The sequence below is a fragment of the Paenibacillus sp. 32O-W genome, assembly GCF_007679495.1.
Classification (GTDB): Bacteria; Bacillota; Bacilli; order Paenibacillales; family NBRC-103111; genus Paenibacillus_L; species Paenibacillus_L residui.
The window spans coordinates 1-11,803 of sequence record NZ_VEGP01000012.1 but is presented as its reverse complement, the minus strand read 5'-3'; the positions used below and the strand labels follow the sequence as shown (position 1 = coordinate 11,803).

General features: G+C 49.8%; 10 protein-coding genes. 1 reads left to right on the top strand and 9 read right to left on the bottom strand.

Annotated elements, in window-relative coordinates:
* Nucleotides 1–104: 104 nt before the first annotated feature.
* From FS806_RS07020 to FS806_RS07010, 3 genes are all read right to left on the bottom strand, one after another.
* Nucleotides 105–980 carry a helix-turn-helix transcriptional regulator gene (locus FS806_RS07020; protein WP_144933886.1) on the bottom strand — a complete coding sequence of 292 codons (876 nt, stop codon included), beginning with the start codon at nt 978–980 and terminating at the stop codon, nt 105–107.
* A gap of 703 nt (nt 981–1,683) precedes the next feature.
* Entirely contained in the window at nt 1,684–2,487 is an 804-nt protein-coding gene (locus tag FS806_RS07015; RefSeq protein ID WP_144933884.1) for a pyruvate, water dikinase regulatory protein, read from the bottom strand.
* A gap of 57 nt (nt 2,488–2,544) precedes the next feature.
* On the bottom strand, nt 2,545–3,153 hold the full coding sequence (locus tag FS806_RS07010; RefSeq protein ID WP_260982013.1) for a helix-turn-helix transcriptional regulator: 609 nt from the start codon (nt 3,151–3,153) through the stop codon (nt 2,545–2,547).
* Nucleotides 3,154–3,377: 224 nt separating this feature from the next.
* Between FS806_RS07010 and glpX the strand changes: the two genes are divergently transcribed.
* Nucleotides 3,378–4,358 carry a class II fructose-bisphosphatase gene (glpX, locus tag FS806_RS07005; protein ID WP_144933880.1) on the top strand — a complete coding sequence of 327 codons (981 nt, stop codon included), beginning with the start codon at nt 3,378–3,380 and terminating at the stop codon, nt 4,356–4,358.
* Between the two features lie 49 nt (nt 4,359–4,407).
* On the opposite strand, the gene FS806_RS07000 is transcribed toward glpX, so the two are convergent.
* From FS806_RS07000 to mltG, 6 genes are all read right to left on the bottom strand, one after another.
* Nucleotides 4,408–5,064: a response regulator gene (locus FS806_RS07000; protein ID WP_144933878.1), complete on the bottom strand. Its 657-nt coding sequence runs from the start codon at nt 5,062–5,064 to the stop codon at nt 4,408–4,410.
* Nucleotides 5,061–5,867, bottom strand: a complete 807-nt coding sequence (locus FS806_RS06995; RefSeq protein WP_144933876.1) for a sensor histidine kinase — start codon at nt 5,865–5,867, stop codon at nt 5,061–5,063. The genes FS806_RS07000 and FS806_RS06995 overlap by 4 nt, the downstream gene beginning before the upstream one ends.
* A gap of 224 nt (nt 5,868–6,091) precedes the next feature.
* On the bottom strand, nt 6,092–8,077 hold the full coding sequence (locus tag FS806_RS06990) for a methyl-accepting chemotaxis protein (RefSeq protein WP_144934008.1): 1,986 nt from the start codon (nt 8,075–8,077) through the stop codon (nt 6,092–6,094).
* A gap of 202 nt (nt 8,078–8,279) precedes the next feature.
* Nucleotides 8,280–9,539, bottom strand: a complete 1,260-nt coding sequence (locus tag FS806_RS06985; protein WP_397346946.1) for a peptidase U32 family protein — start codon at nt 9,537–9,539, stop codon at nt 8,280–8,282.
* Between the two features lie 6 nt (nt 9,540–9,545).
* Nucleotides 9,546–10,475 carry a peptidase U32 family protein gene (locus tag FS806_RS06980; protein WP_144933872.1) on the bottom strand — a complete coding sequence of 310 codons (930 nt, stop codon included), beginning with the start codon at nt 10,473–10,475 and terminating at the stop codon, nt 9,546–9,548.
* 65 nt (nt 10,476–10,540) lie between these two features.
* Nucleotides 10,541–11,569 (bottom strand): endolytic transglycosylase MltG, encoded by a 1,029-nt coding sequence (mltG, locus tag FS806_RS06975; protein WP_144933870.1) that lies wholly within the window; start codon nt 11,567–11,569, stop codon nt 10,541–10,543.
* Between the last annotated feature and the right edge of the window lie 234 nt (nt 11,570–11,803).

Here is an 11,803-nt window from a genome sequence, read left to right as displayed (position 1 = left end):
TGACAACTCCCTTTTTAAAATAATAATTATTTAAGACCAGCCATTCCGACCAAAGAACGGCTGTGGCTTACACCGTAATGAATCGGCATTAACGGGATAATAATTTAATAATCGGGATTCGTATTCATATTCCGGTACGCTTGAGGACTGACGCCCAAATGCTGCTTGAACAGCCTGCTGAAATGGATCGGGCTGTTGAATCCGATCTGGTCGGATATTTGTCCGATAGGCAGATCGGTCGTCCTCAGCATTTTCTTGGCTTCATCCAGTCTTCTCTTGGAGAGATAGACATTGATCGTATAACCGGTCACTTCCTTGAAGCAGTGGCACATATAATATTTGTTCAGGTGCAGGGAGCCGGCAATCTGATCCAGTGACAGATTTTCCTGATAATGATCGTTGATGAAACGGAGGATCCGATGCACGTACATTTCCTTCTGCGTAGCATTAGGAACGACGAGGGCCGGGTCCATCTCTCTGGATTTGCGGTAAATATGCGTCAGCAATTGGGCCAGATAGGCCTGGACCATGAACCGATGCCCGGTCTTCTCCTTCTCCCTTTCCCAAACGATTTGGGTAAAAATAGACTCAATCTCTTCCTTCTCTTCCGCCCCCCAGCGAATCAACTTGCCGTTGACATTATTGAAAGGGGTTAACAATTTATCAAGAAGGTCCGCAGGCACCAACGATTCGAGATAGGACGGCAAAAAGTTGATGTAGCTGCGAACATACGGCACTTCAGTATCCGGATTGACGCGATGGAGAGTCTGCCCTTCAAAAATCAGCATATCTCCCGGCAGCAGTTGAAAAATATTGTCCCCAATAATATAGCTGGCCACTCCCTCAATAAAATAATAGATTTCATAGCCTTCATGAGAGTGCAGCGGCCAGGACGTTTGAATGCCCGATTCGCGGTTGCGGATATAAATTTTGTCTTTGGAAAGCGCCCGGTTGGTAGGTAAGTGGGTGTAGCTTTTCAAGATCCGTCCCTCCTTCACAACATAGGTTAACCGGAAGCCCGCCCATTTATTTGTGAACGCTTTCGACAATCAAATCTTAACATACGTTAAAAGCAAATAATTTTCATTTCTTGTTGAACTGTTAACATATCTTGCTTTCCCTCTCTCTGGCTAAAAAGACTACAAAAGCACCACTTTATTCCTATTTTTTCTATGAAAACGTTCAACTTTTCACAAAGTACGCCTTTTCAAGGTAAAAGTACCCAGATTTTTTTAACCAAATTTTGCTTCCGTCAACACAATATCAGTTTAGTCCCTTATCTTGATGACATAAAACCTATCTTGTTATCCCTAAGAGATAATTTCCCTGAAAAAATAGATACCGACCATTATCCCTTTCGTTCAGGATCTTTCACGTTGTGGGCCGTAATCCCTCTCGCAGCTCCCTTCCGGGCACTATCCCCTTCAGTCAGGTGTGTTCAAGAAGAAGCGCCGGGCTTATTCACGGTTTGAAACAATACAGATGGATGAAGTCAGTCGGATGGAACCCGGGTTACGGGGACATTTCTGAGCAAAGGGGATAACAGTCAGAAGCGCAAAGCAAACTGGGCATTCTTTCCGTATCCCGGAGAAGCGATGGAATCCCCGAAGCCTCAGTTTATGAAAAAAGGGCTGCCTCTAAGGTCAACAAGACCCGGGCCTCCCCTTCCATTCCATTAAAACCTCAAAAGCGCTTCATTATCAAACCGGCTGTCTCTTCAATGGCTTTGGCCGTCACATCGATAACGGGACAGCCCAGTTGTTCCATCACGCGGGCCGCGTGCTCCAGTTCATCCCAGATTCTTTCCATAGAGGCATACTTGGCTCCAAAGGGAAGCCCGACGGCTTGCAGCCTTTCCGTGCGGATTTTCAGCAGATGCTCCGGCTCCATAGTCAATCCGATGATTTTCTTCCGGTTGACATGATAGAGCTCCCTCGGCGGCTTGATTTCCGGGACGAGCGGAATATTCGCCGTTTTGTAGCCCTTGTATGCCAGGAAGATGCTGAGCGGAGTTTTGGAAGTCCGGGACACTCCGATCAGCACCACATCCGCATGGGTTAATGAATGCGTGTCCTTGCCATCGTCACATCGTACGGAAAATTCGATCGCTTCAATGTAACGGAAATAATCGTCGTTCATTTCATGCAGCAAACCGGGCTTGCGCTTGGGCGAACCGTTGAACGTATCGATATACGCCTGCATCATAGGCCCCATAATGTCAACGGCTCTTATTCCGAGACGAATCGCCTCGGCCCGCAGCATCTCTCTTAATTCCGGCTGTACCAGCGTGTAGACCACGAAACCGCCTGTGCTCGCCGCTTCCTCCATTACCGCCCTAATCTCATCCTCAGTCTGAATATGGCCGAACCTGCGAAGTCGTACAGATTGCGAGTCAAACTGCCGAATCGTGGCCCTCGCAACCGCTTCGGCCGTCTCGCCGACGGAATCGGAGCAAATATAGACTGTGTAGCTTTTACTCTCGTTCAATGATATTTCCTCCCTGCCGCGGACCTGGTCCGTACCATTGTCCGTAATTGAATGGTTCTACTCTCCCGCCATCCCCATGAATACTTTAGTTATGGTCGTTTTCGTAATCCGGCCCACCACTTCCTTACCATCCGGATGCTCTTCCTCGGACACGACCGGCAGCATGTCCACCTCATGAGAAATCAGCTTGCGGGCCGCATCCAGCACCGTATCTTCCGGAGTAACGGTGACGATATTCGGTTCCCTTGTCATAACAAGGCTGATGGGCATAGAAGCGGCGGCCGCATTGCCGAGAGTCACCTTGAGCAGATCTTTCCTGGAAACAACCCCGGCCAGCCGGCCGTTGTCATCCAGTACGGCAAGCCCGCCTACGTCCTCTGTAAACAGAGTGACCACCGCATCCTGAACCGTACTGGTATGCTGCACAACGACCGCCACCGCCTGAACATCTCTTACTTTCAATCCCAGAGTGCGGGCATAAGTTCGCGACGTTTCCGCGGCGAATGTCCCGAGAAAATAACCGACCTTAGGCTTGGCATCCAAATATCCAAGCATGACGAGCAGCGACAGATCAGAGCGGATGGTCGGTCTGCTCAAACCAAGCGCCTCGGCGATCTGCTCGCCTGTAATCGGTGCATGCCGCCGGACCAGCTCCACGATCTCCAACTGTCGGGTAGATAATTCGATGACGGCTCCCTCCTGACATCTAAGCAGGTTTCCCTGCGAATGATTTCCTTTAACAATCCCTATTATAACGTCATATTGCTGCCAATAAAAGCCACCCTAATTCGTAATTTAATAAAGCAAAATAAAATAATTGCACATATATATGATATATCATAAAATTATTTATGATGCATTACATAATTGACAACAAGGGAGAGAGAACGATGGAGAGAGAATTGGCATTGGAAATCGTGAGGGTAACGGAACTGGCCGCGCTGGCATCTGCCCGCTGGATGGGACGTGGAGATAAAATAAACGCAGACGCCGCAGCCACCGAAGCGATGAGAACGATGCTCGACTCGGTTTCCATACGGGGGACGGTCGTCATCGGCGAAGGGGAAATGGATGAGGCGCCAATGCTTTATATTGGAGAACGTGTCGGTAATCTTCAAGGACCGGAGGTGGACGTCGCCGTCGATCCGTTAGAAGGAACGGAGCTGGTGGCGAAAGGCCTGAACAATGCGCTTGCCGTCATTGCTGTTGCAGGGAAGGGCAATCTGCTGCATGCTCCCGATATGTACATGGACAAGCTTGCGGTAGGGCCTGCGCTTGCCGGTAAGGTAAGTCTCGATGACCCTATCGAGGCCACTCTGCGCACCGCTTCCTCAACACTGAACAAGCCGCTGTCCGATTTGACCGTAATGATTCTTGACCGACCCCGCCATCAGGAAATTATGAACACGCTGCGCCAGGTAGGAGTAAGAATTAAATGCCTGAGCGACGGCGATGTTGCCGGAGCGATGGCTCCCGCCTTCCCGGAATCCGGTATCGATCTGTATCTCGGATCGGGCGGCGCCCCTGAAGGAGTGCTTGCCGCCGCTGCGTTAAGCTGCCTGGGGGGTGAGCTGCAGGGAAGGCTGAAGCCTTCCGGAGAGCAGGAATATGAGCGCTGCATTCAAATGGGGCTGAAGGATCCCGTCCAAATCCTGACCATGAAGGATATGATTGGCGAGGAAGACGTTATCTTCGCTGCCACGGGGATTACTCCCGGCGAATTTCTGGGCGGGGTATCCTATTTGCCCGGACAGCGCGCAGAGACGCATTCCATTGTTATGAGGGTAAAGACGAGAACCATACGATTTATCAAGACGCTGCACTATTTACCGAATAAACCGTTTATCCATGCAGTGGAACAGGAGGAATAAGGAGGCCGGTCAATGACCGCCTCGCTGCCGTCAGCTTACGGAGGTCAACTTATTCATCACCCGAACGGGAAATCCGGTGGCTGACGGCGTAGGCGGCCAACTGAACGCGGTTGTCCAGACTGAGCTTCTCCAGCACATTCTTCACATGATTCTTAACCGTGTTCTCGGCAATCACCAGTTTGTCGGCGATTTGCTTGTTCGTGTCGCCTTCGGCAATGTAAGCGAGAATTTCCTTCTCCCTTGGGGTTAACAGGCTCGGCGGAGGGCCTTGAGACGGTTTCACCGCCTTAAATTGATAATATAATCTATCAGCCATTCGGCGGGCGGTTTCGGTATCCTCCTCCAGCAAAGCATGCAAATAATCGGCCCAATCCCCCGGGTCCATATTTTTCAATAAATATCCCTGGGCCCCGAACTGTATGGCCGTGAACAAGTCTGCGGCGGCGTCGGATACGCTCAGGATAACAATTTTAATGGCAGGATCCTGCGCCTTAATTCTCCGAGTCGCCTCTAGACCGTTCATCTCCGGCATATGGATGTCCATAAGCACCACGTTCGGCCGGAGCCGTTCGCAAGCTTCCACGGCCTCGATTCCGTTGGTTGCCTCACCTACGATGTCGAATGCCGGATCATCCTCCAGCAAAGTTCTTACCGCCTGCCTCGCTAACGGATGATCATCCGCTATGAGTACCCGATATTTATTCACTGCAGGAGGCCTCCTTTCTTGCAGGCTACGGTAAGCTCCGTCCCTGCTTTCGCTCCTTTGCCGATATGAAGAACGGCTCCTAATTGATCCGCGCGCTGCTTGATCATCGAGAGTCCATATCTTCTATCCTGATCATTATTCGGCATAATGCCAATTCCATCATCCGCAATTTTAAGCATCCAGCCTTCTTTCTGTACTACCAACTGCGCTTCAGCGAGGCTGGCCCGCGCATGCTTGCGGATATTCGTAAACGCTTCCTGGATAATTCCAAATAACAAAACCTCTTCAGCAGAAGTAAACCGATGGCCGTTAAGCTCCATTTTCAAGCGAACCTCCACCCCGGTCACCAAACTCCATTCATCGAGCCATTTCTCTACCCGATCTTCGAAGATAACCCCTTCTTCCGGCAAAGACCGCAGATTAAAGATCGCTTGACGCAAATCATTATTAATCCCGGAAATCATGGACCGCGCTTCCTCAAGCTGGCCCTTCTGCAGCTTTACGTTGAGAAAAAATAACGTTTGCGCGATATTATCATGCAGCTCCGTAGCCAGCCGTTCTCTTTCTTCGTAGACGGCCCGTTTCGCCTGTTCTTCTGCCAGTCTCTTGTTCGTCATTTCAATATGCCGGAACATCCAGGTCGCAAACAGATAGAACAGAATCAGAGTCATGACGGTAATATAAACGTTACCGGCTTCCATCGTAAGAACATCGAGCAGGAATTCGTGGCGGATAAATTCGAATCCTCCGATAATCAGAGTCGGCAGCAGAATGGTAAACCATTTATAAACGGGATACTTCACTTTGTGATCCACACTTCCTTTGATGTTCTTTGACTGCCCCAAGGATAAACGGCTATCGCCGTCCTTGGGACAGGCGCGTTAACCGATGAAATCTAAGAACAGGTATAAGGCAAAATTTATACTTTTCTATATATTTGAACCAATGCTTCCGCTCCCGGTTTAGCGGATATGCCCGTAGAAAAAAACCTGCTCCTTGGATAAGGAACAGGAAGTTCTTCCTACTTTTATATTGTAAACTTAGATAGCGAATCTTTCAACGAGTTAGACAGCTCTTCGAGCTTTTCAGAGAGCTTGACCAGCTCATCGCTGACATTAAGCTGTTCGTTGCTTAGAGATGCCACTTCTTCAGAAGTAGCGGAGGATTCTTCGGACACGGCGCTGACATTCGTCATAGCTTCATGCAGAACAACCTGTGATTCCTCCAGCGTCTGGATGGAGTCGGTTACTGCGGATAATTGCTCCACGAATGCTCCCATCTGCTCCTGCACCTTCTGGAAGATCAGCTCCGCATCTTTAACCGATTCTATCTGCTCCTGGAACACCGGATAAGCCTCGGACAGAACAGACACCGTTTCATCTATTTCGCCTTGGATTTTCTCCGTAATCTCTCCTACGACTTCAATAGACTGCTTGGACTGATCCGCCAGCTTGCGGATTTCGTCGGCGACAACCATGAATCCTTTGCCTGCCGCGCCGGCCCGTGCCGCTTCAATCGTAGCGTTCAACGAGAGAATGTTGGTCTGTCTCGTCAAGTTCTGAAGCACATCCAATATTTTTCGAATGGAGCTGGTGCTTTCCTTAAGCTTGTCCACCTTCTCGACCATGGAGCGGGTCATCTTCTCCGTAAGGTTCGTCTTGTTGGTCAGTTCACCCATGTAAGCCGTTCCCTGCTCGCTTGCCTGATGAACCTCAGCCGCAGCAGATCCCATCTCGACATTGGCGGCCACCACTTGCTTCATCTGAATGCCGATCTCCTGAGTAAGACCGTTCCCCTTCTCCGCTTCCATGGCCAGGCTCGAAGCACCGTTAGCAATTTCCTCCGTTGCGATAGCGATCTCTCTTGCGGAGGTCGCTGTCTGCTTCGAGGAATGGAGAAGGACGCGGGCCGTATCCAATACATCGGCGGCAGACTGGTTCGTCTGTTGAACAAGACGAGTAATCTGCTCCATCATTTGGTTGAAGCTTGTCGAAACCTCGCCGATCTCGTCTTTACCGGAATGCTTGATTCTCACAGTCAAGTTCCCTTGTGCCCCTTGACTCATGAGATCCCGCAGATGAGACAGAGGTTTGCCGATCATCCGAACGACATACATTCCGATCAGGACAGCAACCACTACCGAAACGATGACCATAATTAGAGTAATGTTCGATATTTGGTTCGTGTCTTTGACCAGCCCGGCCAACGGGGAGTTGGTAACAACAGCCCAGCCGGTAGCATTCATCTTCTTATAGACGATTAAATGCTCTTCCCCGTTATAAACCTCTTTCTTGGACACGGAGCTTGCATATGCCGAGTTGTTGTCCGTCGTATCAATCTCGAATACCTCTCCGATTTGATCAATATCCTCGACGCTGACCAACCGGTTCTGGTTATCCACGATAACCGCTTCCCCTCCGGCAGTTGCAATGTTCGCTATGCCGGAGTTCAGTACGTTGACACGGATTTCAGCGAGAATGACGTATTCTTTGGAGAGCAGCCTCGATATGCCGAAGACGGTATCCCCGCCTACATATCCGTATCTCTTGGTGGGCAGCCATACGGGAACTCCGCCGCCTTCGATCGTTTCCTTAAACCATTCTTCATTTACGATTTCGGCCCTGTTAATTGTGCTGAGGGACCCGCTGCCCAGCATCCGGCCTTCTCCCGTCGGAATCAAATAAATTCCGTACATCATGTTGTTGGAATTGATAAGCGTATTCAAGCGCTGCTGAATCTTGTTGATTAAATCATAAGTGGTGTAGTCTTCAGTGGATTGAACGTTGATCATCTGCAAATTTCTCAAAAATTCACTGTCGGCAAAAAGCTGGGTCGTCACATCCATAATATTCTGAAAGATCAGATCCAGCTTATCCGTCGCCTGCTCAACGGTCTGCTCGCTTGCCTGGGACACTTTGTTCTCGATAATGTCTTTGGACAAGTTATAGGAAAATATACCTAGTGACACTACCGGCACCAGAATGCTGAAGAAGAAAATGAGAAACAGCTTCATTCCTACGGATTTGCCCGGGCTTTTCAGCTTTATATTTTTCCAGGAAAAAGAGCGACCATCTTGAGAAATAGGTCTTTGGTTGCGTGAAAACAGCTTCTTAAATGGGTTTTTCGAAAGTTTCAAAGACAGCCACCATCCTATTTAAGTCTTGATGACTATTTTCTCGGCATTTCGACCCATTTTTTTTAGTCTTTTTTAAAAATTAACCGTCCATTTTTTTCCGCATCATATCCAAAGGTTGAACCGGGCTGTCCACTTTAAGCTTTACAATCTGCAAAGGATGCCGGGCCGCAGTCAGCGGTTGACCTTCCTCGTCCCAAATCTCGCCGATGATTTGCTTGAAAGCCGTGCCGTTCGGGCCGAAGAATTCAACCTCCTGCCCCGGCTTGAAATGATTCCTTTGCTGGATTACGGCCATACCGGTGCTCTCATCATATTCCATAACCATGCCGGCGAATTCATATGGAATCAGCTTCTCTTCAGGCCCGAAAATATGATCCTCATGATCCGGGGCATCGAAGAAAAATCCCGTATTCAACGGCCGGTTCGCGGCCTTGTGAATTTCATCCAGCCATTCCTGCTTAAGCTCATACCGCTCGGGATCCGCCAGATAGCTGTCTATCGCCTGGCGATAAACGTTCACAACGGTAGCTACGTAATGGATGCTCTTCATTCTTCCTTCGATCTTGAAGCTCTCCACCCCGGACTCGATCATCTCGGGAATATATTCAAGCATGCACAGATCCTTGGACCCCATTGTAAATTTGTCATCCTCCGGTTCAAATAAAGGGGAGTCCTCGCTGCCTACAAACAAATCGTATTTCCAGCGGCAGGATTGGCAGCAGCCCCCGCGGTTCGAATCCCGGTCGGTAAAATGGTTGGACAGCACACAGCGGCCGGAATAAGAGCTGCACATGGCCCCGTGGATGAAGGTTTCAATTTCGATGTCCACCTGTTTTTTGATTTCTTTAATTTCGGCCATGCTGACTTCCCGCGCCAGAACAACCCGGTCGACCCCGTTGTCCTTCCAAAATTGTACCGCCTGCCAGTTCATGGTCGACTGCTGTGTGCTCAGATGAATTTCCAGCTTCGGCGCCACCCGGCGGCAAGTTTCGATAATTGCCGGATCAGCGACAATAATGGCGGCAATACCTATGTCTTGGAGAGTCCGCAAATAATCCTCCAGTCCCTCCAAGTCCTCATTATGGGCATAAATATTCGTAGCCACGAACACTTTGGCCCCGTAGCGGGAGGCAAACTGGACGCCTTCCCGCATTTCCTCGAATGTAAAATTGTCCGCATTCGAACGAAGCCCGTATTTCTGTCCGCCTATATAAACCGCATCCGCACCGTAATGAACCGCAAATTTCAGCTTCTCCAAATTGCCTGCCGGCGCCAGCAGCTCCGGTCGGGCAAGCGTCCGCTTTTGTCCTTCAGACGTTTCCAATTGCACTGACATCATATCACCTCAATAAACCTGTTCTTTGTAGAAAAATCCGAAAGAAAGCTCCCTGCCGGCCGGCTGAATCTTCTCTATCGCTTCCAGCCACTCCGGATTAAATTCATAAGCGGACGGATCAGCCGCATAAGCATCAATCGCCTGCCGGTAGGCTCTAACGGCCGTTACGTTATATTCCAGAGGCTTGAGTAAGCCTTCTATCTTGAAGCTATCGATGCCGGCAGCCAGAAGCTCGTGTAAATCCTCCAGCATACAGATGTCATCGGAGCTCATAATGTGGGTACCGTTGCAATCCTCATACACGGGGTATTTCTCCTCCTGCCGTTCCACCTCGATAAGGAATAATCCCTGATCCTTGCCGTGGTCAGACGGATTTGGAGCCAGCCCCTGATGCTTCCGGTAATTGGAGACCATTTCCCGCTTCGAATGGAAAATGTTCGTCATCCCGTGAACCTGAACCTGAACCTCCATCTTCACATTTTGCTTGACCGCCAAAACTTCCTCCAGATTCAACTCCCGGGCAAGAATGACACGGGTAGCCCCTTTGCCCGCCCAATAGTTGGCCGTCACATAGTTGGTCGCCGTCATTTCCGGATTCCAGTGCAGGGGCATTTCGACACCGGCCTGCTTCAGAGCCATCAAGACGGCCGGATCTCCGAATACTAGAGCGTCCGCACCGATCCGGGCGACTTCCTTAACGTAGGCCGGCAATTCCGGCAATACGTCATTGTTCATTATGTTGTTGGCCACCACATAGACCTTGGCTTGCTTGGAATGGGCCAATCGGACAGCTTGCTCCAGCATCGGAAGATCGAAGTCTCCCGGCAGCCGCATTCCGTATCTCTGCTCGCCAAGCTGCACCGCGTCGGCCCCTGCATCGATCAATCTCTCCATTTCTTCCAGTGTTCCTGCCGTAACCAGCAGCTCCGGTTTGGTCATTGTCTTTCCCTCCTGCCGTTCCAACGAATTAGCCATCTTCCTGGCTTCAACTTATTGTTCAAGAATTACTGCTTCTCGCTCTCTTCCTTATTCTTCAAATGCTCGGAATAGGTTTCGGCGAACAGATGGCGCTGGGAGCCATCCTTTTTAGTCACATAGTACAAGTACTTCGTTTCCTGCGGATACAGCGCAGCTTCAATAGAAGACAAGCTGGGGCTGGCGATCGGCCCAGGCGGCAATCCTGCATTCTCATAGGTATTATAGGGACTGTCCACCTCTAAATCCTTGTAGTACAGCCTTTCTTTAGGCTTGTCCAGCGCGTACTGGACCGTAGCGTCGATTTGCAGCTTCATCCCTTGCTGAATCCGATTATAAATGACTCCGGCCACCAAAGGACGCTCGTCCTCCACGGCTACCTCCCGTTCGATTAGCGACGCGAGAGTAAGCAATTGATGGAAGGATAATCCGCGTTCCTTCATGACGTTCTGCCAATCAGGAGGCAGCTTAGCCAGCTTCCGGTTCCATTCGTCTACCATACGTACAATAATATCCTTGGGGGTGCTGTCCAGCTTAAGCTCATAGGTTTCGGGGAACAAATATCCTTCCAGCCGATACTTCACATTTGGATCTTCGGGAAGCGAATCGAGCCAAGGGGATTGGACTGCGGACGGATCCTGCGCGATTTGAATAAATTCCTCCGCATCAACAAAACCTTGCTCACTCAATCGCTCCGCGATTTGTCGAATGGTGAAGCCCTCCGGAATGGTAAAACGCATCATCTCTTCCTTAACGATATCCCCCGAATTTAACTTCGCGATAATCTGATCGAAGGTCATCCCGGGACTCATTTCATATTCTCCGGCCTGGAACCGCAGCCCTTCCTTCTTATATCTCAAATAACCTATAAATACCCACTGATTCCGTATGATTCCCTCCTGCTCCAGCATTTCGGCAATTTGCTTGGAGCCCGATCCCGGCTGGATAGTAACGCGCGCGGTTTCGCCGTTGGAGGCTGTCGGCTTCATGCCATTGACAATATATAGGGCAATCAAAGTAACCAGTACGGCCAGCAGCAAGAAGAAAATAAGAAGCACTGCAGGCCAACTCCTTTTTTTGCCGAGAGCGGCACCATGATTTCTATCGTTCTTTAATTGATCGTTCACTAAAACCCGTTGCCAAGAAACTTATAAAAGTCTATAAATCCTTGTTTGCTTCCTGTTTCGCCGTGTCCGCTTTTGCCGGAGCTACTCGCGTTTGGTATGACACTCCACAGGCGTAAATTCGGATGCAACGAATCCTACATATTGGCGATGACGAGATATGTGTCA

Bases quoted from the DNA above. Each gene is read 5' to 3' on its own strand.
- FS806_RS06980 (WP_144933872.1), bottom strand. From the start codon at position 10,475: ATGACCAAACCGGAGCTGCTGGTTACGGCAGGAACACTGGAAGAAATG.
- FS806_RS06990 (WP_144934008.1), bottom strand. From the start codon at position 8,077: ATGAAGCTGTTTCTCATTTTCTTCTTCAGCATTCTGGTGCCGGTAGTG.
- glpX (WP_144933880.1), top strand. From the start codon at position 3,378: ATGGAGAGAGAATTGGCATTGGAAATCGTGAGGGTAACGGAACTGGCC.
- FS806_RS06985 (WP_397346946.1), bottom strand. From the start codon at position 9,539: ATGATGTCAGTGCAATTGGAAACGTCTGAAGGACAAAAGCGGACGCTT.